This window comes from Pseudomonas allii (assembly GCF_055380095.1).
Genome location: NZ_AP039450.1, coordinates 2757176 through 2781960 on the forward strand (window position 1 = coordinate 2757176; position 24785 = coordinate 2781960).

Sequence of the window (24785 nt, forward strand, 5' to 3'; positions counted from 1 at the left end):
AAGCTAGGCATAAGTGCGCACTTTTACAAGAATGATTCGCACCTTGAGACATCCCGTCTCAGGCCGCATGCCAATCCATGTGCACCTCGACAGCCCGCAGCGCACCTGCGATAGACAAGGCTTCCCTCATCCAATTGCAGGAGAACGCCATGAGTATTGCTGGAAAAGTCGCGCTGGTGACCGGCGCCGGGCAGGGCATTGGCCGGGCCATCGCCCTGCGCCTGGCACAGGACGGTGCCGATATCGCCCTGGTGGACATCAATGGCGCCAAGCTTGAAGCCGTGGCCGCCGAAGTCGTCGCGCTGGGCCGCAAGGCCTCGGTGTTCGTCGCTGACGTGTCCAAGCGCGAACAGGTGGTGGCGGCGGTGGAGCATGCGCACCTGACCCTGGGTGGCTTCCACATCATCGTCAACAATGCCGGTGTGGCGCAGATCGATTCGCTGTTGGACGTCAGCCCGGAGCAGGTCGAGCGCACCCTGGGCATCAACGTGCAGGGCGTGTTGTGGGGCATCCAGGCCGCCGGCAAGAAATTCAAGGCGCTCAAGCAGAAGGGCAAGATCATCAACGCCTGCTCCATCGCCGGCCATGAAGGTTTTGCGCTGCTGGGGGTGTACTCGGCCACCAAGTTTGCCGTGCGTGCCTTGACCCAGGCGGCGGCCAAGGAGTTGGCGAGCGCCGGGATTACCGTCAACGCCTACTGTCCGGGCGTGGTGGGCACCGATATGTGGGTCGAGATCGACAAGCGCATGGCCGAGATCACCGGCGCCGAAGTCGGTGCGACCTATAAGAAGTACGTGGATGGCATCGCCTTGGGCCGGGCGCAGACGCCGGAGGATGTGGCGGGGCTGGTCGCGTACCTGGCCGGGCCGGATGCGGACTACATGACCGGGCAATCGCCGCTGATCGATGGTGGCCTTGTCTACCGCTGACATCTCAGATGTACCCAGTCCAATGTGGGAGGGGGCTTGCCCCCGATAGCAGTGTGTCAGCCACTGGAAGTATTAGCGGGTCCACCGCCATCGGGGGCAAGCCCCCTCCCACAGTGTTGACCCCGTTGTATCAGCGGGTTTTGTTCGGCATGTCGATGCCCAGTTGGTTGACGCGGCGGTACAGGGTCGCCCTTGAGATCCCCAGCGCCTGCGCAGTCGGTATCGGCTTCCAGCGATGCCGAATCAGCGCATCCAGCACCACCTGGCGCTCAGGGCTCGCGCGATCTTCCGTCAATGCTTCAACCCGTTCCCCACGCACTTCCACCGGCAAATCCGCCACCTGCACCGTCCCGCCCTCACACACCGCACAGGCATACGCCAGCACATGCCGCAGTTGCCGCACATTGCCCGGCCACGCGTACCCCAACAGCAACTCCAGCGCAGCCTGGCCGATTCCCACCGTGATGCCGCTGTTGCGCGCTTCCTGTTCCAGCAAGCGGTTGATCAGCGCCAGTTTGTCAGTGCGTTCGCGCAACGGCGGCAGGCAGAAGCGCGCGCAGCCGAGGCGAAAGTACAGGTCCTCGCGAAAGCGTCCCTCACTGACCAACACCGATAAATCGCGGTGACTGGCGCAGATCACCTGGATATCGACGGTGCGGGTTTTCGCCGCGCCCAACGGTGCCACTTCACCTTCGGCCATCACCCGCAGCAGGCGCGTCTGCAAGGCCAGGGGCATGTCGCCGATTTCATCGAGGAACACGGTGCCGCCATCGGCCTGCACCAGCAACCCCGGCATGCCTTTGCTGGCGGCGCCGGTAAAGGCGCCGGCCACATAGCCGAACAGCTCGCTCTCGATCAGGTTTTCCGGAATCGCCGCGCAGTTCACCGCCACGAACGGCCCACCGCGCCGGGCGCTGCGCTCGTGCAGTTGGCGGGCGAAGACTTCCTTGCCGGCGCCGGTTTCGCCTTGCACCAGTACCGGCAGGTTGCGGTCCTTGACCCGCACGGCCAGGCGCAGGTGTTCTTCGACACGGGCATCCACCAAAGGCACCAGCGGCGCACGCGCCTGTTTGCGTCGGGGCGCGTTGACCCGCACGTGCAGCGCACCCGGTTCTCCCAGCCAATGCAGTTGCTGGGTGGACTGGTCGGTGACGGTGCGCAAGGCGTTCAGGTCGAACACCTCGCCAATGTGCGCCGGCACCTGGCCAAAGCGCCGGCGCAAGGCCTGGCGCGCCTTGCTGTTCAAGGCCTGCAGGCGGCCGTCCTGGTCCCAGGCCAGCAGCAGGTCAGGCTGGCTGTCCACATAACCCGGCGTGCTATGGGCTTGTAACACCCAGTGCTGGCGGGCGCTGTGCATGAAGAAGGCGTTCTCGATGGCCTCGGCACTCTGCGCCACCAACTGGCGAATCAGGTGCTGGCTGCGGCGGTCATCCGGCGATTTGAGCGCCGAGGCGTCCATTACTCCCAGCAGGTTGCCCTGGGGATCGAAGATCGGCGCGGCGGAGCAGGTCAGGCCGATGAAGGCTGCACGGAAGTGGTCGCGCTTGTGCACCGTCACCGCCGATTGACTGGTGAGCACGGTGGCCACGCCGCAGGTGCCTTCTTCGGCTTCCGACCAGCAGGTGCCGAGGTACAGGCCGGCCTTGCGGCAGTCGCTGCGGATCGCGGCGTCCACGCGGTGGTCGATGGTCTGGCCCTGGGCATCGGTGAGCATCACGCAGTAGTCGGCCTGGCGCACACGGTGATGCAGTTGCCCGACGGCTTCGCCGGCAATGCGCATGAACAGTTCGGCGCGTTCGCGGCATTCCTTGAGCAAGGGTTCGCTGAGGATGCGTGGCCCCTGCAGGGAGCCGGGGTCTAGGTGGTGTTGCTCCATGGAGCGCCGCCACGAATCGAAGATCAGCGACGGCACCGGCGCCTGGGGCAGGCGGTCGGCATTGCGGACCACGCGACTGACGCAGTCGACGTGCTCCCTGGAGTTCGCGGCGAGCATAAGGCCTCCGGTTCTCGGTCTTTGTTGTTATGCCCGCCATTAAGCGCGCATGCGTCGGGTGGGACAAGCGCGGCCTGACCAACTGCCCGGCATGAGACGCAGCGTCTCAAACCGGCTGAGACGCCGCCTTCGAGTTGCAATGCCGCGTCTCATTCTGCGACCCCGGCCTGCTTGCGACAACCGCTCTGGATCAAGGTTATGCCAGGTTTTTTACGGCCTTGGCACAGGCTGTGCTGAAGGCCCTGTAGCTGACCACGATCAGCCTTTTGTGTGTCGAGACAACCTGGAGAACAACAAGATGTCCACTCACCTGTCCACCGATCAACTGCTGCATGCCTATACCGTGATGCGCACCATCCGTGATTTCGAAGAACGCCTGCACGTGGAATTCGCCACTGGCGAGATCCCCGGTTTCGTGCATCTCTACGCCGGTCAGGAAGCCAGCGCCGCCGGAGTCATGGCCCACCTCAACGATGAAGACTGCATTGCCTCCAACCACCGTGGCCACGGCCATTGCATCGCCAAGGGCGTGGATGTGTTCGGCATGATGGCCGAGATCTACGGCAAGAAAACCGGTGTGTGTGGCGGTAAAGGCGGCTCCATGCACATTGCCGACCAGGAGAAGGGCATGCTCGGCGCCAACGGCATTGTCGGCGCGGGTGCGCCGTTGGCCGCCGGTGCGGCGCTGGCGGCCAGACTCAAGGGCAGCCAGGGCGTGGCCGTGGCGTTCTTTGGCGATGGCGGCTCCAACGAGGGCGCGGTGTTCGAGGCGATGAACCTGGCCTCGATCATGAAATTGCCGTGCCTGTTCGTCGCGGAAAACAACGGCTATGCCGAGGCCACCGGCTCCGGTTGGTCGGTGGCGTGCAAGGACATCGCCGAGCGTGCCGCGGGGTTTGGCATGCCGGGGGTGATCGTCGATGGCAATGATTTCTTCGCCGTGCACGCCGCGCTTGGTGTTGCCGTGGAGCGTGCGCGCACGGGCGACGGGCCAACCTTGGTCGAAGTGAAATTGAGCCGCTTCTACGGCCATTTCGAAGGCGATGCGCAAACCTATCGTGGCCCCGATGAAGTGAAAAACCTGCGGGAAAACGCTGACTGCCTGACGCTGTTTCGCCAGCGTTGCAGCGCCGAAGGCTGGCTGGACGCGGCGCAATTCGAGCGCATCGATGGCGAGGTCGCACAGCTTATTGACGACGCCGTGCGCCGCGCCAAGTCCGACCCCAAGCCCCAGGCCGCCGACCTGCTCAGCGATGTCTACGTCGCCTACCACTCATAACAACAACATTCGTGGAGAGAACTATATGGCTCGCAAAATCAGCTACCAGCAGGCAATCAACGAAGCCCTGGCCCAGGAAATGCGCCGCGACCAGAGCGTGTTCATCATCGGCCAGGACGTGTCCGGCGGCACCGGTTCCCCTGGCGAACAGGACGCCTGGGGCGGGGTGCTCGGCGTGACCAAGGGCCTGTATCCGGAATTTCCCGACCGCGTGCTCGATGCGCCGCTGTCCGAAGTCGGCTACGTGGGCATGGCCGTCGGCGCCGCCACCCGTGGCATGCGCCCAGTGTGCGAATTGATGTTCGTCGACTTCATCGGTTGCTGCCTCGACCAGTTGCTCAACCAGGCCGCCAAGTTCCGCTACATGTTCGGCGGCAAGACCACCACGCCGCTGGTGGTGCGCGCCATGTACGGCGCCGGGCTGCGGGCGGCCGCCCAGCATTCGCAGATGCTCACCTCGATGTGGACCCACATTCCCGGCCTCAAGGTGGTGTGCCCGGCCACGCCCTACGACGCCAAGGGCATGTTGATCCAGGCGATCCGCGACAACGACCCGGTGATCTTCCTCGAACACAAGATGCTCTACAGCCTGCAAGGCGAGGTGCCCGAAGAGCTGTACACCGTGCCCTTTGGTGAAGCCAATTTTGTCCGCGAAGGCAAGGACGTGACCTTGGTGACGTACGGACGCATGCTGCACATCGCCCTGGAGGCCGCGACCAGCCTGGCGCGACAAGGCATCGATTGCGAAGTGCTGGACCTGCGCACCACCAGTCCGTTGGATGCAGACAGCATCCTCGAAAGCGTGGAAAAGACCGGACGCCTGGTGGTGATCGACGAGTCCAACCCGCGCTGCTCGATTGCCACCGATATCAGTGCACTGGTCGCCCAGCAGGGTTTTTCTTTCCTGCGCGCGCCAATCGAAATGGTCACCGCGCCGCACACGCCGGTGCCGTTCTCCGATGCGCTGGAAGACCTGTATATCCCCAACGCCGCAAAGATCGAAGCCGCGGTGCTGCGAATCGCCGACAAGAGGAACGCCGCATGATCCATACCTTGACCATGCCCAAGTGGGGGCTGTCGATGACCGAGGGCCGCATCGATGTCTGGCTCAAGCAACCCGGCGACCGGGTGGAGAAGGGCGAGGAAGTGCTGGACGTGGAGACCGACAAACTCTCCAGCAGTGTAGAGGCGCCGTTCAGTGGCGTGCTGCGCCGCGTCCTGGCGCTGAGCGATGAGACCTTACCGGTGGGCGCGTTGTTGGGGATTGTCGTCGAAGGCGAGGCCACGGACGCTGATATTGACGCGGTGATCGAAAGCTTCAATGCCGGTTTTGTCTCCAGCAGTGCCGAAACCGAAGTGTCGGGACCGAGTGCGCAGAAGGTCGAGATAGACGGGCGACTGTTGCGCTATCTCGAGCTGGGCGAGGGGGGGACGCCGTTGGTGCTGATTCACGGATTCGGTGGCGACCTGAACAACTGGCTGTTCAACCAACCGGCATTGGCCGTCGAGCGCCGGGTGATCGCCCTGGACCTGCCGGGGCATGGCGAGTCGGGCAAGCAACTGCGCAGCGGCGATGCCGAGGAACTGAGCCTTGCGGTGCTGGCCTTGCTCGATCACCTCAAGTTCGACCGCGTGCACCTGGCCGGGCATTCCATGGGCGGACTGGTCGCACTGACCGTGGCTGACCAGGCGCCCGCGCGTGTTGCCTCATTGACCCTGATCGCCAGCGCCGGTCTCGGCCCGGATATCAACGGTGATTACTTGCAAGGGTTTACCGAAGCCAACAACCGCAATGCGCTCAAGCCGCAATTGACCCAACTGTTCAGCGACCCGGCGCTGGTGACGCGGCAGATGCTGGAGGACATGCTCAAGTTCAAGCGCCTGGAAGGGGTGGACAAGGCGCTGCAGCAGCTCAATACCGCGTTGTTCGAGGGCGGACGGCAGACGCTGGACTTACGTCATGGCGTGGGCCGACAGCCGAGCCTGGTGATCTGGGGCAGTGATGATGCAATCATCCCGGCCCGGCATGCCGAGGGGTTGGACGCCCAAATGGAAATATTGCCGGGGCAGGGGCATATGGTGCAGTTGGAGGCGGCGGAGCGGGTCAACCAACTGATGGCCGCCTTCCTCAAATCCCAACCTTGAAATGCAATCAACTGTGGGAGGGGGCTTGCCCCCGATAGCGGTGGTTCAGTCAATCTTTGTGGCGACTGAAACACTGCAATCGGGGGCAAGCCCCCTCCCACCATTTGGATTGGATTTCAAACGGAACGCTTCAGGGTCTCGCTCGGCAGTTCTTTGAACAACGCACGATAACTGTTGGAAAACCGCCCCAAGTGCCAGAACGACCAGTTCATCGCCACCTCGGCCACGGTGCTCCCGGCTGAACTCAGCAGCTCCCGCCGCGCCCCATTCAATCTGCGCAAGCGCAACCACTGCGCCGGGCTCATCCCGGTGTAGGTCTTGAACCCTTGCTGCAATTGGCGCAACGGCACCCCGGCGATCTGCGCCAGTTCCAGCAGGTTGACGGTCTCGTCCGGCGCGTCCGCCGCCCATTCGCCGATGCGTGCCATCAGCCGGCGTTCTTCGTTGCGGCGCTGCAAGGAACTGCGGTCCAGGCACACGCAGGCGTTGTCGAGGATGAACAGGCAATCGTCGAGCAATTGCTGGATGAGCGCGGCGGGGTCGCTGACCGTGGACAGGCGTGTCAGCGTGCCACTCAGCCAGCGGGCGAACAACGCGTTCTGCTGGCCGGTCAGCGGCGCCATGAACAAACCTTCCAGCTTCGCCACCTCCAACCCATGGCGCTGCACAAACTGCGGGCCGAACACCACCGCCACTTCAAGGTAGTTTTCCGGGGTGATCCAGGTGTTACGGCTTTCGCCATTGAGCAGGTACAGCGCGTTGTCGCTGCCGTCGAAACAGAACGCCAGGGAGCCGGCGGGCGCGTTGAAGTGCTGCTCGACGCGGGTGTTCATGCACTCTTCGTACACCTCCACGCCTTGCAGGTCGAGGTAACGGATGTGCCCGGCGAAATGCCCCGGGGACATCTGCTGGTACTGCTGCACCCAGCCGGGTGTCGCACTGCATTGAGCGGCCACATCACCGGTGGTGAAGGCCTGTACGCGCAAAGCGGTTGCCTGTGTCATGGGGAGCCTGGGCGCACTCTATTGGTGCGTTGTGGTGCGTGCAAAGTGGATAGATGCCGGGGTGCGGCGGCCTCAAGATAGACCTCAATGCGCCAGGAGTACAAGCCGGTGCATGCACCCAACCCATGCCGAGGTCCTTATGAACGCCCCCTTCGATCAGCTGTCCGCCTGGCTGAAAGAACACAAGATTACCGAAGTCGAATGCGTGATCAGTGATTTGACTGGCATCGCCCGCGGCAAGATTGCGCCCACTAACAAGTTCCTGCATGAGCGAGGCATGCGCCTGCCGGAAAGTGTGCTGCTGCAAACGGTAACCGGGGACTTTGTCGACGACGAGATCTACTACGACCTGCTCGACCCCGCCGACATCGACATGGTCTGTCGCCCGGTCTCACACGCCACTTATGTGGTGCCGTGGGCCATCGAGCCCACCGCAATCGTGATCCACGACACCTTCGACAAACTGGGCAACCCCATCGAGCTGTCGCCACGCAATGTGCTGAAGAAAGTCCTGCAGCTCTACACCGACAAGGGCTGGCAGCCGATTGTCGCGCCGGAAATGGAGTTCTACCTGACCCAGCGCTGCGAAGACCCGGACTTGCCGCTGAAAACCCCGGTGGGCCGCTCCGGCCGCGCCGAGACCGGGCGGCAGTCGTTCTCCATCGACGCCGCCAACGAATTCGACCCGCTGTTCGAGGACGTCTACGACTGGTGCGAAGCCCAGGGTCTGGACCTTGATACGCTGATCCACGAAGACGGCCCGGCGCAGATGGAAATCAACTTCCGCCATGGCGACGCCCTCGACCTGGCCGACCAGATCACCGTGTTCAAGCGCACCCTGCGCGAGGCCGCGCTCAAGCACAACGTGGCCGCGACCTTCATGGCCAAGCCGGTGGCCGACGAGCCGGGCAGCGCCATGCACCTGCACCAGAGCGTGGTGGAGATCGCTACCGGCAAACCGGTGTTCGTCGATGCAGAGGGCAACAAGAGCCAGTTGTTCCTGCACCATATCGGCGGCCTGCAGAAGTACATCCCCAAGCTGCTGCCGATGTTCGCGCCCAACGTGAACTCGTTTCGCCGCTTCCTGCCGGACACCTCGGCGCCGGTCAACGTCGAGTGGGGCGAAGAAAACCGCACCGTCGGCCTGCGCGTGCCCACCTCGAGCCCCGACGCCATGCGCGTGGAGAACCGCCTGCCCGGCGCCGATGCCAATCCGTACCTGGCGATTGCGGCTAGTCTGCTGTGTGGCTACCTGGGCATGGTCGAGCAGATCGAACCCAGTGCACCGGTGGAAGGCCGTGCCTACGAGCGGCGCAACCTGCGCCTGCCGTTCACCCTCGAAGATGCGTTGGCACGCATGGAGGACTGCGACACGGTCAAGCAGTACCTGGGCGATAAATTCGTGCGCGGCTACGTCGCGGTCAAACGCGCCGAGCACGAGAACTTCAAGCGGGTGATCAGTTCCTGGGAGCGTGAGTTCCTGCTGTTGAGCGTCTAAAAAACCAATAAAGGGGTGTCGATATGCGTCTTGTAAAACAGCTTCTCCCACTGGCCCTGGTGGCCGCGTTCAGCGCTACCGGCCAGGCGGCGCCGACAGTCAGTATTTATAACTGGACCGACTACATCGGCGAGACCACCCTGGCCGACTTCCAGGCCAAGACGGGGATCAAGCCGATCTACGACGTGTTCGACTCCAATGAAACGCTGGAAGGCAAATTGCTCGCCGGGCGCACCGGCTATGACGTGGTGGTGCCGTCCAACCACTTCCTGGCGCGGCAAGTGAAGGCCGGTGCGTTCCTCAAGCTCGACCGCGCACAATTGCCCAACTTCAAGAACCTCGACCCCAAGCTGCTCGCGCTGCTGGAGAAAAACGACCCGGGTAACGCGCACTCGGTGCCGTACCTGTGGGGCACCAATGGCATCGGTTACAACGTCGACAAGGTCAAGCAGGTGCTGGGCATCGACCATATCGACTCATGGGCGGTGCTGTTCGAACCGGAGAACATCAAGAAGCTCAACCAGTGCGGCGTGGCCTTCCTCGATTCGGCGGACGAGCTGTTCCCGGCGATCCTCAACTACATGGGCAAGGACCCGCGCAGCGAGAACCCGGAGGACTACAAGCAGGCCGAGGCCAAGCTGCTGACGCTGCGGCCGTACATCACCTACTTCCATTCGTCCAAGTACATCTCGGACCTGGCCAACGGTGATATCTGCGTGGCGTTCGGGTATTCCGGCGACGTGTTCCAGGCTGCCAACCGCGCCAGGGAGGCCAAGAACGGCGTGAACATCGCCTATTCGATTCCCAAGGAAGGTTCCAACCTGTGGTTCGACCTGCTGGCGATTCCCGCCGATGCGAGCAACCCCAAGGAAGCTCATGCGTTTATCAATTACCTGCTAGATCCTGAGGTGATCGCCAAGGTCAGCGCCTCGGTGGGCTATGCCAATGCCAACCCGGCGGCCAAGGCGTTCATGGCCCCTGAACTGGTGAACAACCCCGAGGTGTACCCGCCGCAGGCGGTGCTCGACAAACTCTATATTTCCACCACGCCGACCCCGGCGACCATGCGCCTGATGACCCGCGCCTGGAGCAAAGTGAAGACCAACAAATGATGCAGTCGACTGACCACGCCCGGTCCTACTACCGGGCCACGGCCAACGCCCTGACGGAGCGCCCCGCATTGGGCACCGACCTGACCGCCGATGTGTGCGTGATCGGCGGCGGGTTCACTGGCGTGAATACCGCCATCGAACTGGCCCAGCGCGGGCTCTCGGTGATCCTGCTGGAGGCCCGGCGCATCGGCTGGGGCGCCAGCGGTCGCAACGGCGGGCAGTTGATTCGCGGTATCGGCCATGACGTGTCGGGATTTGCCAAATACGTGGGCGAGGAGGGCGTGCGTTACCTGGAGCGCGCGGGTATCGACTCTGTGGCGTTGGTGGGCGAGCGTATCCGCGAGCATGGGATTGACTGCGACTTGCGCTGGGGCTTTTGCGAGTTGGCTAACACGCCGGCGCAGTTCGCCGCGTTCAAGGGCGAGCAGGCGCACCTGGCAGCGCTGGGGTATGCCCACCAAACCCGCCTGGTGGGTCCGCAGGATATGCAGCAAGTGGTGGGCTCGTCGGTGTATGCCGGCGGCCTGGTGGACATGGGTTCCGGGCACCTTCACCCGTTGAATCTGGTGCTGGGTGAAGCGCAGTTGGCCGAGTCTCTCGGAGTGCGGATCTTCGAGCATACTGAGGTGCTTGAACTCATTCACGGCGACACGGTGCAAGTGCGCTGCTCAGGCGGTACGGTACGCGCCGACCACCTGGTGCTGGCCTGCAATGCCCATCTGGAGGAACTGGAACCGCGCCTGAGCGGCAAGGTGCTCCCGGCGGGCAGCTACATCATCGCCAGCGAGCCGTTGTCGGAAGATGTGGCCAACCAGTTGATCCCGCAGAACCTTGCGCTGTGCGACCAGAAAGTCGGCCTGGATTACTACCGATTGTCCGCTGACCGCCGCCTGCTATTCGGCGGCGCCTGTCATTACTCCGGCCGCGATCCGCTGGACATCGCCGCTTACATGCAGCCGAAAATGCTCAAGGTGTTCCCGCAACTGGCCCATGCCGCCATTGAGTTTCAGTGGGGCGGCAAGATAGGTATTACCGCCAACCGCTTTCCGCAGGTGGGGCGCTTGAAGCAGTACCCTAATGTGTTTTATGCCCAGGGCTATTCCGGGCATGGGCTGAACGTGACGCACTGGTGCGCAAGGTTGCTGGCCGAGGGGATTCACGCCGGTCACAGTGCCGGCCTGGATATTTTCAGCCAGGTGCCGCATATGACCTTCCCGGGGGGGAAGGCGTTACGGTCACCGTTGTTGGCGTTGGGGATGATGTGGTTTCGGTTGAAGGAACTGATGGGGTGATCAGACTGTGGGCTTGGTCAGCACCTTCCTGAAGATCTACGCAGTCTAGAATCAGCTCAACGGCCACAGCGATCCTTTGCACCTTTGGTGATTCCCGGTGCCAGTCGTCCGGTGCGGATTGCCGAAGACGTTGCGGCGTTGTCTGAACAGATTCCGGCAGCCTTCTGGCAGGCCCTGCGCGATGCCCGACTGATGTCGGACCTTGCCTCCCTGCCGCTTTAACTTCAGGAGTTCTCACCATGAAAATCGATGTAAGCGGCAAAGTAGCGATTGTCAGCGGCAGCACCGCCGGCATAGGCCTGGGCATCAGCCAGGCGCTTGCAGCCTCCGGCGCCACTGTGGTGGTGATCGGGCGTGAAGCCGGCAAGGTCGACGATGCACTGGCGAGCATCCGTCAGGCTGTTCCAGGCGCAGACCTGCGTGGGCTGGTGGCTGACCTTGGCACCGCAGAGGGCGCAGAGAAACTCTTCGCCGCCGAACCGCGTGCCGACATCCTGGTCAACAACCTGGGTATCTTCAACGATGTGGATTTTTTCGATGCCCCGGACAGCGAATGGACGCGTTTCTATGAGGTCAATGTGATCTCCGGTGTACGCCTGGCGCGGCATTATGTGCCGGGCATGGTCGGGCAGGGCTGGGGACGGGTGATCTTCGTGTCGTCGGAATCCGGCGTGGCCACCCCGGCGGACATGATCAATTACGGTGTGACCAAAAGCGCCAATCTGGCGGTGTCCCATGGCCTGGCCAAGCGCCTGGCGGGCACGGGAGTGACGGTGAACGCCGTGCTGCCCGGCCCGACCTTTACCGACGGCCTTGAGCAGATGCTCAAGGACGCCACACAAAAATCCGGGCGCAGCGCACGGGATGAGGCGGATGTGTTTGTGCGCAATGCGCGGCCGACATCGATCATCCAGCGGGCGGCGAATGTGGATGAAGTCGCCAACCTGGTGGCGTACATTGCTTCACCGCTTTCTTCCGCGACTACAGGGGCTGCATTGCGGGTCGACGGTGGTGTGGTCGACAGCATGGCGATCTGAATTGTTTTTCATTTTCTGGAGTATTTATCGTGGCAACAGCGTCTTCTGTGATTGAAATCCCGGTGTCGGCCGATCAGGTCTGGCTATTGATCGGCGGCTTCAACAGCCTGCCGGACTGGTTGCCGTTGATTGTCAAAAGCGAGGCGGGCGATGGCGGCCGCGTGCGTCACCTGCAAACGGCGGACGGCGCAGTGATCGTCGAGCGTTTGCAGCGCTTTGATCACGTCGGGCGTACCTACAGCTACACCATCGAGCAGTCGCCGTTTCCGGTGAGTGCGTACCTGGCGACGTTGCAGGTCGAGGCGTTGGGCGAAGCGTCGGCGAAAGTGACCTGGTCCGGTGTGTTCACACCAGTGGCAGGGACTACGGATGCGGCGGTGGAGGAGCTGTTTGCCGGAGTCTACAGCGGTGGTCTTGATGCCCTGCGCGCCAACTTCCCGGCCTGATCCAGTCCAATGTGGGAGGGGGCTTGCCCCCGATGGCGGTGGTTCAGTCAATATGTAGGGTGACTGACACACTGCAATCGGGGGCAAGCCCCCTCCCACATTTGGACGCCGGTGGTCTCAGGCCTCGGGCATCAGTTGCTGGCGGCACTCCAGAACTAATCTGGCACCGCCTTGCTCACTCGTCCCCACGTCCAGCTTGAAGCCATGCAAGTTGATGATCGCCGCCACAATCGACAGGCCCAACCCGAACCCACCTTGCTGGTCGCTCTCATCCACGCGATAGAAGCGCTGGAACACCGCATCCCGCTCCGCTGCCGGTATACCCGGCCCGGAGTCGTGCACTTCAATGCGCGTGCTGCCGGCATCATTGACCCCGCGCAGAATCACCGTGCCGCCGGGCGGGGAGAACTTGATCGAATTGCTCAGCAGGTTCGCCAGGGCTTCGAACAACAGGGCACGGTCGCCGGTGATCCATGGCAGGGACTCCGGGGTTTCGAGCTTCAGTTGCAATTCACCTTCTTCAGCCAGGGGCAGGTAGAAGTCGTGCAACTCGCGCAGTAGCGGCAACGGGTCCATGATCAGGAAGCCGGAACGGCGCTGATGGTCTTCCAGCTCGGAGATACGCAACAGCCCGCGAAAGCGCGCCATCAGGGTGTCGGTTTCGGCAATCGCGTCGTCGAGTTTCACCGCGTAGTCGGACTCGGCCTCTGCCTCCTGCTTGATGCGATACAGCTGCGCACGCAGGCGGGTCAGCGGGGTGCGCAGGTCGTGGGCGATGTTGTCGCAAACACCCTTGACCTCGTTCATCAGCTTCTCGATGCGGTCGAGCATGGCGTTGACGATGGCTGCGAGCATGTCCAGTTCGTCGCGCCGGTTGGACAGCGGCAGGCGGTGGGTGAGGTCGCCGGCGACGATGGCTTCGGCGCTGGCCTGGATCCCACGGATGCGCCGCAATGGGCGGCGGCGCAATAAATGCCAACCGGCCGCGCCGGGAATAATCGTCAGCGACAGCGCCCAGAGCAGGGCATGCCAGATGATCCGGGTCACGCCGAACAGCGAGCCGTTGGCCCGCACCAGCACCAGCCAACGGCCGTCTTCGGTGTGGGTGGCTACGGCGTCGCAGCTGTCTTTGGGCAATTTGGGGTCGTCGGACTCGACACAATTGGCCAGGGCGTGGATCTTGCCGTCCAGGGGCAGGTCCGGCGGCACCGCACGAATCGGCCCGCTCAAGGGGCGGAATTGTTCATCGAACAGGCCGTAGGCATCCACGCCCTTCATGTCGAAGGTCATGCTGGTGGTCAGGGCCTCCACCAGTTCCTCGCCGTCGAAGCGTTGGAACAGGTGCTGGCGCTGCATCAGGGAGTGGCGCGACAGGTCGCCCAGGTAACCGGACACCTCGTAATACAGCACCCCCATCAGGATGCAGCTCCAGGCCACGAACAGCGAGCTGTACAGCGCCAGCAGGCGGCTGCTGGAGGAGCGCCAGCCTTTAGAGGGGTTCAGCAATGACATAACCGGAACCCCTTACCGTGCGGATCAGCGGCGTGAGGCCCGGTGGGTCGATCTTTTTGCGCAGACGGCCGATGTGCACGTCGATCAGGTTGGTGCCGGGGTCGAAGTGGTAGCCCCAGACTTCTTCGAAGATCATCATCCGCGACAGGATCTGCCCGGTGTTGCGCATCAGGAACTCCAGCAATTTGTACTCGGTGGGCAGCAGGCTCAGGGGTTGATCGGCGCGGCTGGCTTCGCGGCTGATCAGGTTCAGCTCCAGGTCGGCCACGCGCAGGGCGGTTTCGAATTCCTTGACTGTACTTTTGCGTCGCAGCAACACCTCTACGCGGGCGGCCATTTCATCCGAGGCGAACGGTTTGGTGAGGTAGTCATCACCGCCGGCACGCAGGCCGCGCACACGTTCGTCGACATCGGAGAGGGCGCTGATCATCAGGATCGGCGTGGAGACGCCGATGGTGCGCAGGGTCGTCACGATGGCCAGGCCATCGAGTTCCGGCAGCATGCGGTCGAGGGTGATCAGGTCGTAATCGCCGCTCACGGCGCGGACCAGGCCTTCGCGGCCGTTGTCTACCCAATCTACATCCAGTCCATGGCTACTCAGCTCGGCGACAATCTCGCGGGCCGTTACGGCGTCATCCTCGATGGTCAAAATTCGGGTCATGGGATTACCTTTCACACTGGAAGACCGCAATCGCCGGCGAGCCGGCTCCTACAGAAGTGGGGGCATTTTGCCAAGAAACGGCTGAATGCTTCCTAAATAAAACTTCATGTTGGCAAAACTGACACCGATTTCATCGCCGGGCCGGGGAATGCATAACGCCCGCCTCAACAGGTCATTTCTTGCAAGTTGCATGGATCAGGTTAGTTCAATTTTCTTAAGTCGTTGAAATATAAGAATATTATTTTCTGCTTCGGCTGGCATGGTGCCTGCACTGTCCCTTTTGAGACTTGTAACACTATTTTTCTGCCTTGGAGCAAAACAACAATGATCACATCCTCATCCACGCTGCAAGAGTCGAGCGCGCTCTCCGGGGTTTCCTGGGGAGCGATTTTTGCCGGGGCGGCCGCCGCGGCTGCGCTGTCGCTGATCCTGGTGCTGCTGGGCTTCGGCCTGGGCTTTTCGGCGGTGTCGCCGTGGGCCGACAGCGGTATCAGTGCCAAGGGGCTGGGCATTTCCACGATTGTCTGGCTGGCCTTTACCCAGATCGTTGCATCCGGCCTGGGTGGCTACATCGCCGGTCGGTTGCGTGTGAAGTGGGCCAATATGCACGGTGATGAGGTGTACTTCCGCGACACCGCCCATGGCTTCCTGGCTTGGGCTGTTGCCACACTGGTGACTGCCGTATTGGTGGTCGGTTCCGTCAGCAGTGTGGTCAGCGGCGGTGTGAAAGCCGGTGCCAGCGTTGCAGCCGGCGCGGCCAGCGGTATTACCCAAGCCGCCGGCAGTGCCGCCAAGGGCGCCAACAGCGGCGACTTCGATTATTACGTCGACAGCCTGTTCCGTGACGATCGCCCGGTCGCCGTCAGTGATGACGCCGCCCATGGCGTGGTGGCGCGCATCTTCACCCGCACCCTGAGCAACGACGGCCAGCTTGCGCCTGAAGACCGTGCCTACCTGGCCCAGTTGATCAGCCAGCGCACCAACCTCAGCCAGGCGGATGCCGAAGCGCGCATCGACAAAGTCTACGGCGATGCCCGCAAAGCGGTGGAAGACGCCAAGCTCAAAGCCAAGCAAGCCGCGGAAACCGCCGCCAAAGTGGCTGCGTATACCTCGCTGTGGACCTTTGTCGCGCTGTTGATCGGTGCGTTCTTCGCCAGCCTCGCCGCCACCTTCGGCGGTCGCCGCCGCGATGCGGTGGTGTATGTCGAAACCGAACACTTCGTTCGTTAATCAATTCAAGGAGAACAACATGCGCTCATTACTGCTCTGGTTCCTCGGTGTGCCTATCCCGGTGATCATCCTGATTGCGATCTTCATGCACTGATCCTCGCTAAGGATCTTCAAGGCCGCGCCTGTTTTTACAGGTGCGGCTTTTTGTTGTCTTGCGGGCACAAGGCTTATACCTGTCATGTTTGACAGTATCGCCCGACTCTGAAAGTGCCTAGTTTGGTCCAGGTCCACACTCAGTGAGGAGCACGGTCATGAACCAGACAACCGGCACATTGACGGCAACTGTCGTCAACCCCCAAGTCATTCCACCGAACCAACCGTTTATTGGCGATCCCGGTGAAATGCTGATGTACCGATCAGGCGGATATATACACATTGCCGCAACGCAAAGATTGGGCTCCACGGTCAATGATTTCAACGGTTTCAATTTTCGTATACCGGACCTCAGTCCGGGCAGTGGGCCGCACGCCTTCGTGCTTGGCGTTACTGCTCTGGGCATTTATTGGGCTCGTGAGCGTGGTGGTGTCACGCCGTACACGGCTGTCAGTGGCACGCTCACTGTTTCACTGGACTCGAACGACAAGTTGACGGGAACGTTCAACTTCTCGGGAGAAAACGGCAGCCATCAAGTCAGCGTCAGCCAGGGCCAGATCGAGCTGACGGACTTTATTACCCAGCCAGTAGCGGTACGGCCGCTCCCGGTCAAGGGGACAGGCTATATGAGAGGCGACATAGTGGGAGGTCCTTTGCCAAACTCGAACTTTGATGCGGCAGTTGTCAGCCTCAGAACAGTCGATGGCGGTGGCATCATCAAGAACTACTTTGAAATCATTGGCAGGCAGTACGGCGAGTTCGGAATTCAGAACTATGTTGCCATCTTGCTGGATGTAGACCAGACAGCCCTGAACTACAGTTTAGGAAGCAACCGAGAAGCCACGGCCCTTTTCGCGAAGTGGGACACCTTTGGGACCGCGCGTGCCATTAGTGGGTCGTTGAGTTTCAGCTCTCTTCCTAACAGCGGTCATGCCGTAGGTAGTCTTGACTGCATGGTGCAGAAGAATCAGGAGGTGCCTTTCCGTGTCAATGTTGTGTTCGATATCAAGCAGTAGGTTCAAATGGTGGGTCTGATGGGCTCACACACAGTTCTGGCGGGTGTGCACAGTACCCGCCAACCACGACCAGGAGTCCACTGGCCAGGGCGGTCATGATCACCAATGGCTTGGATGTGCCATCCGACAACCATCCGGTTGCCCAACTGCTCAGCGCCGTCAGGAACATCTGAGTAAAAAAGAACAGCCCCGACGCCGTCGCCGCCATCGCGCCATAGGGCAGTAGCGCTGACAACTGGCACGCCGGAATTACCATCCCCACCGACACCATGATCACCACCATCGGCAGCACAATCGCCAGCCATTCCCCTGGTAGCGTGGCCGTCGCCAGCGCAAGCGCGCCACTGCCCAGCACGTTCACGACTATCCCGGCACTGATCAAGCTGTCCGGCTCGAAGCGTGTTACCAGCCGTCGAAACAGGTTCGCGCCGATCATGTAGCCGCTGATCGTGGCGGCGAGCACCAGGGCATAATCGGTGGCAGTCAGATGAAAGCCCCGTTGCAGCAACGCCGATGATTCACCGATAAATGGAAAGTACGTGCTGTACACACAGCCGATCGCGAGGGAATAACGCAGGAAGTAACAGTGCCGCAGTAACTGACCATAGATGCGCAGCAGGCCGCTTGGTGGTGCGGCGGCAACTTCCGGCGGGCGGGTTTCCGGCAGGCGGCGATACACCACCAGGCACAGCAGCGCGCCGATCACCCCGAGCAGTACGAACAAACCCCGCCAGTTGATGAACGGCAGCAGCAGGCTGCCCAGCACCGGTGCGGCCATGGGCGTGACGCTGTCAGTCTCGCGGCGCCTGGCGTTGCTGGACTGGGCGGCCCGTGCCGATGCCTGGGGGGGCGAGGACGATTACGACAGCGAATACAACTACAACACGGCGCCGCTGGCAGCCCTCAAGTCCCTGGACTCCGGCGACCGGGTGATCTACTGCGGCAGCTTCAACAAGAACCTTTTTCCCGGTTTGCGCGTGGGCTTCATGGTGGTGCCCAAGGTGTTGCGCCGTGCACTGTTGCGCACCCTGCAACTCACCGGGCATTCGGTGGGCGCCACCGATCAGGTGGGGTTGGCGGAGTTCCTGCGCAGTGGCGCCTTCGTGCGGAACTTGCGTGCGTCGCGCCAGGCGTATCAGGCCCGCCGCGATGCATTGCTCGAATGTCTGGGCGGGCACTGTGCGGTCAGCGGCTAGCAGGCCGGCCTGCATTTTGTATTGTGGTTGCCTGCGGGTAGGGAGGAAGGGGGCTTCTGTGCTCGCGCCGCCGAATCCGGGCTGATCCTGCAGCCGCTGGGCAAGTTCTGCCACTGCGTGAGCTTGCCGCCGGTGGTGATCATCGGCTACACCGCGCAGACCCTGGCACAGATCCGCTATCACGGCCGACTTCTCACGCAATGGTTAATAGCGGCTTAACCCGCGCTTGGCTAGACTCGCGCCCCATGAGCCGCCTTCTTCGTTTAGTCCTGGTCCTGCTGTTGAGCCTCACGCTTCCCCTGACCGGGATGGCGGGTGTGCCGTCGAGTACCGAGCCCTGCCCGATGAAGATGTCGGACATGCCGATGATGACCGACATGTCGCCTGACTGCTGCCAGGACGGCGCGGATCATGGCAAGGCCTGTAAACCCGGTCAGGAATGCAAGACCGGTGGCGTGCTGCAATTCTCCCTGCCGCTGCTCAAGGCCCCCTTGACCCCGGCCCATCCGCTGCTCGTCGGCACCGCTTCCGATTTTATCCCCGATCGCACGCCGTCCGGCGTCTGGCGCCCACCCCGTTCCTGATCTCTGTTGCACCTCAAGACGCATCCCCTGACCGGGATGGTTTTGCTGTGAGCCGCCTGACGCGGCGCACAGCGCAACGGAACAGGAATTTTCAACATGAATGCCTCCTACATGCGCGCCCTGGTGGTGGGCGTGCTGGCGTGGCCGGCGTTGGCGAGTGCGCTGACCCTGGATGACGCCCTGCGCCTGGCGCAAAACAATGCACCGTCGCTGCTGGCCGAGTCGGCCAAGTTGCAGGCCGCCACCCAGGCGGCGATCCCGGCGGGTGAGTTGCCCGACCCGAAGCTGGTGGTCGGCCTGCAGAACTTTCCTATCGGCGGGCCCAATCGCGGCACGTTGTATGGCGACGAGATGACGCAACAGATGATCGGCATCCAGCAACAAGTGCCCAGCCGCGACAAGCGCAAGGCCCGGGTCGAGCTGGCCGATGCAACCGTCGAACGAGCGGCCGCCGAAGGGCGCATCGAGCGCCTGAACGTGCGCCAGGCCACGGCCCAGGCGTGGATTCGTGCGTATGCGGTCGCGCGCAAGCAAGCCTTGTTCAAGGACTTCTACCAACAGAACCGCCTGCTGCAGGACACCGTGCGTGCGCAGTTGGCCGGCGGCCGTGGCCAGGCCGCCGACGCCGTCATCCCCAAGCAGGAAGCCGCCGAGCTGGCCGGGCGCGACGATGAGCTGACCCAGCAACGCGTCCAGGCCCGCGCCGCGCTCAAGCGCTGGATCGGCGCGGCCGCCAACGAAGCCCCCAGCGGGCAACTGCCCAACTGGACCTTCGACCCCCATAGCCTGAACCACAACCTGCACCAGCACCCGGCACTGCAAGCCTACGTGCCACGTACCCGTGAAGCGCAGGCGCGGTTGCAGGAAGCCAAGGCGCAAAAGACCTCTGACTGGAGTTGGGAGGTCGACTACGGGCACCGCAGCCGTGAGTTCGGTGACATGGTCAACGTGCAGTTCACCTTTGACCTGCCGATCTTCCCCGGCCGTCGACAGAACCCCGGCATTGCCGCCAAACAGGCCGAGCTGGACCAGCTCGACGCCGAGCGCGCAGCCGCGACCCGTGAGCATATCCAGATGCTCGATGACGACTTGGCCGACTACCAACGCCTGGACCGCGCGGTGCAGCGCAGCCAGGACAGCCTGGTGCCGCTGGCCGAGGAAAAAGTCAGCTTGAGCCTGGCCGGCTATCGCGCCGGCAAAGGCGACTTGATGACGCTGGTCAACGCGCGCCGTGAACTGGTCGAAGCCCGTTTCAAACAGATCGATGCCATCGAGCAACGCGCCCTGGTCGGTGCGCAGCTGTATTTCGCCTATGGGGAACCCGTCAATGAATAATCGAATCGTGGCCGCTGTATTGCTGTTGGGCCTGGGCGCGGGCTACGGGTTGGCGCAGTGGCAGCCCGGCGCACCCGCAATGCCCGTCAACGCCGACAAGCAGGCGCTGTACTGGTACGACCCGATGTTCCCGCAACAAAAGTTCGATAAGCCTGGCAAGTCGCCGTTCATGGACATGCAACTGGTGCCGCGCTACGCCGACGGTGCGGGGGCGGCAGCCACGCCAGCGGTGCAGATTGACCCGGGTCTGGCGCAGAACGTCGGTGTGCGCCTGGCGAGTGTGAGCCGTGGCGTGCTGACGTCCAGCCTGAATCTGTCGGGCATCCTGGGCTTCAACGAGCGCGATGTGGCGGTGGTGCAGGCGCGGGCGGCGGGGTTTGTCGAGCGGGTCTACGCACGGGCGCCGGGGGATGTGCTCAAGGCCGGTGCGCCGTTGGTGGACCTGCTGATACCCGAGTGGGCGGCCGCCCAGGAAGAGTTCCTCGCCCTGCGGCGCAGCGGCGAGCGCGGCTTGATCGACGCTGCCCGCCAACGCCTGCGCCTGAGCGGGATGCCGGCGGGGTTGATTGCGCAGATGGAGCGCAGCGGCCAGGTGCAGTCGGTCTTGACGGTGACCAGCCCGATCAGCGGCGCGCTGCAAACCCTCGACGTGCGCGAAGGCATGACCGTGGCGCCGGGGCAGACCCTGGCGCGGTTCAACGGCCTGGACCCGGTGTGGTTGCAGGTCGCGGTACCCGAAGCCCAGGGGGCAACGTTGAAAGTGGGGCAAAGGGTGCAGAGCCGCTTCGTCGGCTTGCCGGGCAGGATGCTCGACGGCACGGTCAGCGCGATCTTGCCGGCCACCGCCATGGACAGCCGTACCGTGCAAGTGCGGGTCGAGCTGCCCAACCCCGACGGCGCCCTGCGCCCGGGCATGACCGCCCAGGTCAGCCTGGCGCAGACCAGCGGGCAAGCGCTGTTGCAGGTGCCCAGCGAAGCGTTGATCCGCACCGGCAAACGGGTGCTGGTGATGCTGGCCGAGGAGGGTGGGCACTATCGTCCGGTCGAGGTCGAAGCCGGGGTGGAAAACCAGGACCACACGGTGATCCTCAGCGGCCTGCAGGAAGGCCAGCAGGTGGTCGCGTCCGGGCAGTTCCTGCTCGACTCCGAGGCCAGTCTCAAGGGCATCACCGCCACCGCTGCTGAAGCGGCGATGAACCTGCAGCCGGGAGCCCAGCCATGATCGCTCTGTTGATTCGCTGGTCGGTGGCCAACCGTTTCCTGGTGCTGCTCGCCACCTTGTTCATCACCGCGTGGGGGGTGTGGTCGGTGCAGAACACGCCGGTCGACGCCTTGCCGGACCTCTCGGATGTACAGGTGATCATCCGCACGCCGTACCCGGGCCAGGCGCCGCAGATCGTCGAGAACCAGGTCACGTACCCCATGACCACCACCATGCTCTCGGTGCCGGGGGCCAAGACCGTGCGCGGTTTTTCGTTCTTCGGCGACAGCTACGTGTACGTGTTGTTCGACGAAGGCACCGACCTGTACTGGGCCCGCTCGCGGGTGCTGGAATACCTCAGCCAGTTGCAGGCGCGGCTGCCGGCATCGGCTAAACCGTCATTGGGCCCGGACGCCACCGGCGTGGGCTGGATCTACCAGTACGCGTTGGTGGACCGCACCGGCCAGCACGACCTGGCGCAATTGCGTGCGTTGCAGGACTGGTTCCTCAAGTTCGAACTCAAGACCCTGCCGAACGTGGCGGAGGTCGCTACCATCGGCGGCCAGGTCAAGCAATACCAGGTTCAGCTCGACCCGCTGGCCCTGGCCAGTCGCGGCATTACCCAGGCGCAAGTGAAAGACGCGATCGACAACGCCAACCAGGAGGCCGGTGGCTCGGTGCTGAACCTGGGCGAGTCCGAGTACGTGGTGCGTGCCTCCGGGTATCTGAAAAGCCTGGTCGACTTCCGCGCCATCCCGCTGCGCCTCGACGCCAACCATGTGCCGGTCACCCTCGGCGATGTGGCGAACATCCAGCTGGGACCGGACCTGCGCCGGGGCATCAGTGAGCTGGACGGCGAGGGCGAAGCGGTCGGCGGCGTGGTGATCCTGCGCAGCGGCAAGAATGCGCGGGAAGCCATCGCCGCGGTCAAGACCAAGCTGGAACAGTTGAAAGGCAGCCTGCCGCCGGGTGTGGAAATCGTCACCACCTACGACCGCAGCAAGCTGATCGACCGCGCCGTGGACAACCTCAGCCATAAACTGTTGGAAGAGTTCCTGGTGGTGGCGCTGGTGTGCGGGGTTTTCCTGTGGCACCTGCGCTCGTCCCTGGTGGCGATCATCTCGTTGCCGGTGGGCGTATTGATCGCGTTTATCGTCATGCGTTTCCAGGGCATCAACGCCAATATCATGTCCCTGGGCGGTATCGCGATTGCCATTGGCGCAATGGTCGATGCGGCGGTGGTGATGATCGAAAATGCCCACAAGAAAATTGAAGCGTGGCACCACGCCAACCCGGGCCGGGAACTAAAGGGCGATGCGCATTGGAAGGTGATGACGGACGCGGCGGTCGAGGTCGGCCCGGCGCTGTTTTTCTGCCTGCTGATCATTACGCTGTCGTTTATTCCGGTGTTCACCTTGCAGGCCCAGGAAGGCCGTCTGTTCGGGCCGCTGGCCTACACCAAGACCTACGCCATGGCGGCCGCCGCCGGGTTGTCGGTGACCTTGATCCCGGTGCTGATGGGCTACTGGATTCGCGGGCGCATACCCGACGAGCAACGCAACCCGCTCAATCGCGGCCTGATCAAGCTCTACCAGCCGGCGCTGGAGGCGGTGCTGCGTTGGCCACGGATGACCTTGCTGGTGGCGCTGTTGATGGTGGCGAGCGCGCTGTGGCCGATCTCGAAACTGGGCGGTGAATTTCTGCCGCCGCTGGATGAGGGCGACTTGTTGTACATGCCTTCGGCGCTGCCGGGTTTGTCGACACAGACAGCGGGTGAACTGCTGCAACGCACCGACCGGCTGATCAAGACGCTGCCCGAAGTCGCCCACGTGTTCGGCAAGGCCGGCCGCGCCGAAACCGCCACCGACCCGGCGCCGCTGGAGATGTTCGAGACCACCATCGAGTTCAAGCCCAGGGACCAATGGCGTCCCGGCATGACCCCGGACAGACTGGTCAAGGAGCTGGACCGCGTGGTGCAGGTGCCGGGCCTGACCAATATCTGGATCCCACCGATCCGCAACCGTATCGACATGTTGGCCACCGGGGTCAAGAGCCCGATTGGCGTGAAGGTCGCGGGCACCAGCCTGATGCAGATCGATGCGGTGACCCAGGCTGTGGAGAAGGTCGCCAAGACTGTGCCGGGCGTAAGTTCGGCGTTGGCCGAGCGCTTGACCGGCGGGCGCTACATCGACGTCGACATCGACCGTGCCGCCGCTGCGCAATACGGGCTGAACATCAGCGACGTGCAGTCCATCGTGTCGGGCGCGGTGGGTGGTGAAACCATTGGCGAAACCGTGGAAGGCCTGGCGCGTTTCCCCATCAGCCTGCGTTACCCGAAGGAATGGCGCGACTCGGTGGAAGCGCTGCGCAACCTGCCGGTGTACACGCCGCAGGGCAGCCAGATCACCCTGGGCACGGTGGCCAGGATCAAGGTCAACGATGGCCCGCCGATGCTCAAGAGTGAAAACGCGCGGCCTTCCGGTTGGGTCTACATCGACGTGCGTGATCGTGACCTGGCTTCGGTGGTCAAGGACCTGCGTGCGGCGATCAACCAGCAGGTGCAGCTGCAACCGGGGATGAGCCTCAGTTATTCGGGGCAGTTCGAGTTCCTCGAACGCGCCAATCAACGTCTGAAGCTGGTGGTGCCGGCCACCTTGCTGATCATTTTTGTGCTGCTGTACCTGACCTTTCGCCGGGTGGGGGAGGCGCTGCTGATCCTCGCGACCTTGCCGTTCGCGTTGACCGGCGGCGTGTGGCTGCTCTACTGGTTGGGCTTCAACCTGTCGGTCGCCACGGGCGTGGGTTTTATTGCGCTGGCGGGGGTGTCGGCGGAGTTCGGCGTGATCATGCTGCTGTACCTGAAGAACGCCTGGGCCGAGCGCAAGGATGGCAATCTACTGGCGGCCATCACCGAAGGTGCGGTGCTGCGGGTACGGCCCAAGGCGATGACGGTGGCGGTGATCATTGCCGGGTTACTGCCGATTTTGCTGGGCAGCGGCACCGGCAGTGAGGTGATGAGCCGGATTGCTGCACCGATGATTGGCGGGATGCTGACGGCGCCGTTGCTATCGCTGTTCGTCATTCCCGCAGCCTACTACCTGATGCGCCGCCGATAAACATGTGGGAGGGGGCTTGCCCCGATGGCGCAGGATCAGGCACAAATCCAGTGACTGACACACCGCTATCGGGAGCAAGCTCCCTCCCACAAGGGATCTCCAACGC

23 protein-coding genes and 1 pseudogene are annotated in these 24785 nt (G+C 62.9%); 19 read left to right on the forward strand and 5 right to left on the reverse strand.

Annotation, left to right across the window (positions count from 1 at the left end; translation table 11 throughout):
* The first annotated feature begins 149 nt into the window (after positions 1-149).
* The gene (locus ACZ445_RS12380; protein WP_058425756.1) at positions 150-929 is read left to right on the forward strand and encodes an acetoin reductase; all 780 of its coding nucleotides are present in this window, start codon (positions 150-152) and stop codon (positions 927-929) included.
* Between the two features lie 130 nt (positions 930-1059).
* Here ACZ445_RS12380 and ACZ445_RS12385 read toward each other — a convergent pair whose 3' ends face one another.
* Positions 1060-2922: a sigma-54-dependent Fis family transcriptional regulator gene (locus ACZ445_RS12385; RefSeq protein WP_058425755.1), complete on the reverse strand. Its 1863-nt coding sequence runs from the start codon at positions 2920-2922 to the stop codon at positions 1060-1062.
* 298 nt (positions 2923-3220) lie between these two features.
* On the opposite strand from ACZ445_RS12385, the gene ACZ445_RS12390 reads away from it, so the two are divergent.
* Genes ACZ445_RS12390 through ACZ445_RS12400 form a run of 3 tightly spaced genes read left to right on the forward strand, consistent with a single transcriptional unit; the run spans position 3221 to position 6346 of the window.
* Complete coding sequence (locus ACZ445_RS12390) at positions 3221-4201, forward strand: thiamine pyrophosphate-dependent dehydrogenase E1 component subunit alpha (protein ID WP_058425754.1); 981 nt, start codon at positions 3221-3223, stop codon at positions 4199-4201.
* A gap of 25 nt (positions 4202-4226) precedes the next feature.
* Entirely contained in the window at positions 4227-5246 is a 1020-nt protein-coding gene (locus tag ACZ445_RS12395) for an alpha-ketoacid dehydrogenase subunit beta (RefSeq protein WP_464705248.1), read from the forward strand.
* Positions 5243-6346: an acetoin dehydrogenase dihydrolipoyllysine-residue acetyltransferase subunit gene (locus ACZ445_RS12400; protein WP_464705249.1), complete on the forward strand. Its 1104-nt coding sequence runs from the start codon at positions 5243-5245 to the stop codon at positions 6344-6346. The genes ACZ445_RS12395 and ACZ445_RS12400 overlap by 4 nt, the downstream gene beginning before the upstream one ends.
* A 116-nt stretch (positions 6347-6462) precedes the next feature.
* Here the strand turns inward: ACZ445_RS12400 and ACZ445_RS12405 are convergent, their stop codons facing one another.
* The gene (locus ACZ445_RS12405; protein ID WP_310864126.1) at positions 6463-7350 is read right to left on the reverse strand and encodes a helix-turn-helix domain-containing protein; all 888 of its coding nucleotides are present in this window, start codon (positions 7348-7350) and stop codon (positions 6463-6465) included.
* A gap of 139 nt (positions 7351-7489) precedes the next feature.
* On the opposite strand from ACZ445_RS12405, the gene ACZ445_RS12410 reads away from it, so the two are divergent.
* The 6 genes and pseudogenes from ACZ445_RS12410 (at position 7490) to ACZ445_RS12435 (ending at position 12735) form a co-directional block, all read left to right on the forward strand.
* Positions 7490-8848, forward strand: coding sequence for a glutamine synthetase family protein (locus ACZ445_RS12410; RefSeq protein ID WP_058425759.1), 1359 nt, complete (start codon positions 7490-7492; stop codon positions 8846-8848).
* A gap of 23 nt (positions 8849-8871) precedes the next feature.
* Complete coding sequence (locus ACZ445_RS12415; protein WP_058425750.1) at positions 8872-9960, forward strand: polyamine ABC transporter substrate-binding protein; 1089 nt, start codon at positions 8872-8874, stop codon at positions 9958-9960.
* Complete coding sequence (locus ACZ445_RS12420) at positions 9957-11252, forward strand: NAD(P)/FAD-dependent oxidoreductase (protein ID WP_058425749.1); 1296 nt, start codon at positions 9957-9959, stop codon at positions 11250-11252. Before ACZ445_RS12415 ends, ACZ445_RS12420 begins: the two co-directional genes overlap by 4 nt.
* Positions 11253-11339: 87 nt before the next feature.
* Positions 11340-11474: pseudogene (locus tag ACZ445_RS12425) on the forward strand (aldo/keto reductase); the annotation flags it as partial.
* 17 nt (positions 11475-11491) lie between these two features.
* Positions 11492-12289 carry an SDR family NAD(P)-dependent oxidoreductase gene (locus tag ACZ445_RS12430; RefSeq protein ID WP_179029713.1) on the forward strand — a complete coding sequence of 266 codons (798 nt, stop codon included), beginning with the start codon at positions 11492-11494 and terminating at the stop codon, positions 12287-12289.
* 29 nt (positions 12290-12318) lie between these two features.
* Positions 12319-12735: an SRPBCC family protein gene (locus ACZ445_RS12435; protein ID WP_058425747.1), complete on the forward strand. Its 417-nt coding sequence runs from the start codon at positions 12319-12321 to the stop codon at positions 12733-12735.
* A gap of 117 nt (positions 12736-12852) precedes the next feature.
* On the opposite strand, the gene ACZ445_RS12440 is transcribed toward ACZ445_RS12435, so the two are convergent.
* Both ACZ445_RS12440 and ACZ445_RS12445 read right to left on the reverse strand, forming a co-directional pair.
* Positions 12853-14247: a sensor histidine kinase gene (locus ACZ445_RS12440; RefSeq protein WP_058425746.1), complete on the reverse strand. Its 1395-nt coding sequence runs from the start codon at positions 14245-14247 to the stop codon at positions 12853-12855.
* Positions 14225-14908 (reverse strand): response regulator transcription factor, encoded by a 684-nt coding sequence (locus ACZ445_RS12445; protein WP_010564812.1) that lies wholly within the window; start codon positions 14906-14908, stop codon positions 14225-14227. Before ACZ445_RS12445 ends, ACZ445_RS12440 begins: the two co-directional genes overlap by 23 nt.
* Positions 14909-15232: 324 nt before the next feature.
* On the opposite strand from ACZ445_RS12445, the gene ACZ445_RS12450 reads away from it, so the two are divergent.
* The 3 genes from ACZ445_RS12450 to ACZ445_RS12460 all read left to right on the forward strand — a co-directional run bounded on the left by ACZ445_RS12450 (position 15233) and on the right by ACZ445_RS12460 (position 17247).
* Positions 15233-16138 (forward strand): hypothetical protein, encoded by a 906-nt coding sequence (locus ACZ445_RS12450; RefSeq protein ID WP_058425745.1) that lies wholly within the window; start codon positions 15233-15235, stop codon positions 16136-16138.
* Complete coding sequence (locus ACZ445_RS12455; protein WP_259641577.1) at positions 16110-16232, forward strand: hypothetical protein; 123 nt, start codon at positions 16110-16112, stop codon at positions 16230-16232. The genes ACZ445_RS12450 and ACZ445_RS12455 overlap by 29 nt, the downstream gene beginning before the upstream one ends.
* Positions 16233-16389: 157 nt before the next feature.
* Positions 16390-17247 (forward strand): hypothetical protein, encoded by an 858-nt coding sequence (locus ACZ445_RS12460; protein WP_464708387.1) that lies wholly within the window; start codon positions 16390-16392, stop codon positions 17245-17247.
* On the opposite strand, the gene ACZ445_RS12465 is transcribed toward ACZ445_RS12460, so the two are convergent.
* Positions 17237-18025 carry an MFS transporter gene (locus ACZ445_RS12465; protein WP_464708389.1) on the reverse strand — a complete coding sequence of 263 codons (789 nt, stop codon included), beginning with the start codon at positions 18023-18025 and terminating at the stop codon, positions 17237-17239. The two genes, ACZ445_RS12460 and ACZ445_RS12465, sit on opposite strands and share 11 nt — an antisense overlap.
* Here ACZ445_RS12465 and ACZ445_RS12470 point away from each other — a divergent pair.
* The 6 genes from ACZ445_RS12470 (at position 18024) to ACZ445_RS12495 (ending at position 24679) form a co-directional block, all read left to right on the forward strand.
* Complete coding sequence (locus ACZ445_RS12470; RefSeq protein WP_464708390.1) at positions 18024-18443, forward strand: aminotransferase class I/II-fold pyridoxal phosphate-dependent enzyme; 420 nt, start codon at positions 18024-18026, stop codon at positions 18441-18443. The two genes, ACZ445_RS12465 and ACZ445_RS12470, sit on opposite strands and share 2 nt — an antisense overlap.
* A gap of 21 nt (positions 18444-18464) precedes the next feature.
* A complete protein-coding gene (locus tag ACZ445_RS12475; protein ID WP_235594966.1) occupies positions 18465-18662 on the forward strand; it encodes a hypothetical protein in 198 nt (65 codons plus the stop codon).
* 26 nt (positions 18663-18688) lie between these two features.
* Positions 18689-19027: a hypothetical protein gene (locus ACZ445_RS12480; protein WP_058425743.1), complete on the forward strand. Its 339-nt coding sequence runs from the start codon at positions 18689-18691 to the stop codon at positions 19025-19027.
* A gap of 96 nt (positions 19028-19123) precedes the next feature.
* Positions 19124-20362: a TolC family protein gene (locus ACZ445_RS12485; RefSeq protein WP_464708392.1), complete on the forward strand. Its 1239-nt coding sequence runs from the start codon at positions 19124-19126 to the stop codon at positions 20360-20362.
* Positions 20355-21584, forward strand: a complete 1230-nt coding sequence (locus ACZ445_RS12490) for an efflux RND transporter periplasmic adaptor subunit (RefSeq protein ID WP_464708393.1) — start codon at positions 20355-20357, stop codon at positions 21582-21584. Before ACZ445_RS12485 ends, ACZ445_RS12490 begins: the two co-directional genes overlap by 8 nt.
* Positions 21581-24679: an efflux RND transporter permease subunit gene (locus ACZ445_RS12495; protein ID WP_464708394.1), complete on the forward strand. Its 3099-nt coding sequence runs from the start codon at positions 21581-21583 to the stop codon at positions 24677-24679. Before ACZ445_RS12490 ends, ACZ445_RS12495 begins: the two co-directional genes overlap by 4 nt.
* Positions 24680-24785 lie beyond the last annotated feature (106 nt).

Coding starts and splice junctions, on each gene's coding strand:
- ACZ445_RS12400 (WP_464705249.1), top strand. CDS start 5,243: ATGATCCATACCTTGACCATGCCCAAGTGGGGGCTGTCGATGACCGAG.
- ACZ445_RS12450 (WP_058425745.1), top strand. CDS start 15,233: ATGATCACATCCTCATCCACGCTGCAAGAGTCGAGCGCGCTCTCCGGG.
- ACZ445_RS12420 (WP_058425749.1), top strand. CDS start 9,957: ATGATGCAGTCGACTGACCACGCCCGGTCCTACTACCGGGCCACGGCC.
- ACZ445_RS12380 (WP_058425756.1), top strand. CDS start 150: ATGAGTATTGCTGGAAAAGTCGCGCTGGTGACCGGCGCCGGGCAGGGC.
- ACZ445_RS12390 (WP_058425754.1), top strand. CDS start 3,221: ATGTCCACTCACCTGTCCACCGATCAACTGCTGCATGCCTATACCGTG.
- ACZ445_RS12385 (WP_058425755.1), bottom strand. CDS start 2,922: ATGCTCGCCGCGAACTCCAGGGAGCACGTCGACTGCGTCAGTCGCGTG.
- ACZ445_RS12395 (WP_464705248.1), top strand. CDS start 4,227: ATGGCTCGCAAAATCAGCTACCAGCAGGCAATCAACGAAGCCCTGGCC.
- ACZ445_RS12455 (WP_259641577.1), top strand. CDS start 16,110: ATGTCGAAACCGAACACTTCGTTCGTTAATCAATTCAAGGAGAACAAC.
- ACZ445_RS12445 (WP_010564812.1), bottom strand. CDS start 14,908: ATGACCCGAATTTTGACCATCGAGGATGACGCCGTAACGGCCCGCGAG.
- ACZ445_RS12430 (WP_179029713.1), top strand. CDS start 11,492: ATGAAAATCGATGTAAGCGGCAAAGTAGCGATTGTCAGCGGCAGCACC.
- ACZ445_RS12470 (WP_464708390.1), top strand. CDS start 18,024: ATGGGCGTGACGCTGTCAGTCTCGCGGCGCCTGGCGTTGCTGGACTGG.
- ACZ445_RS12410 (WP_058425759.1), top strand. CDS start 7,490: ATGAACGCCCCCTTCGATCAGCTGTCCGCCTGGCTGAAAGAACACAAG.
- ACZ445_RS12415 (WP_058425750.1), top strand. CDS start 8,872: ATGCGTCTTGTAAAACAGCTTCTCCCACTGGCCCTGGTGGCCGCGTTC.
- ACZ445_RS12490 (WP_464708393.1), top strand. CDS start 20,355: ATGAATAATCGAATCGTGGCCGCTGTATTGCTGTTGGGCCTGGGCGCG.
- ACZ445_RS12440 (WP_058425746.1), bottom strand. CDS start 14,247: ATGTCATTGCTGAACCCCTCTAAAGGCTGGCGCTCCTCCAGCAGCCGC.
- ACZ445_RS12460 (WP_464708387.1), top strand. CDS start 16,390: ATGAACCAGACAACCGGCACATTGACGGCAACTGTCGTCAACCCCCAA.
- ACZ445_RS12485 (WP_464708392.1), top strand. CDS start 19,124: ATGAATGCCTCCTACATGCGCGCCCTGGTGGTGGGCGTGCTGGCGTGG.
- ACZ445_RS12495 (WP_464708394.1), top strand. CDS start 21,581: ATGATCGCTCTGTTGATTCGCTGGTCGGTGGCCAACCGTTTCCTGGTG.
- ACZ445_RS12465 (WP_464708389.1), bottom strand. CDS start 18,025: ATGGCCGCACCGGTGCTGGGCAGCCTGCTGCTGCCGTTCATCAACTGG.
- ACZ445_RS12480 (WP_058425743.1), top strand. CDS start 18,689: ATGAGCCGCCTTCTTCGTTTAGTCCTGGTCCTGCTGTTGAGCCTCACG.
- ACZ445_RS12405 (WP_310864126.1), bottom strand. CDS start 7,350: ATGACACAGGCAACCGCTTTGCGCGTACAGGCCTTCACCACCGGTGAT.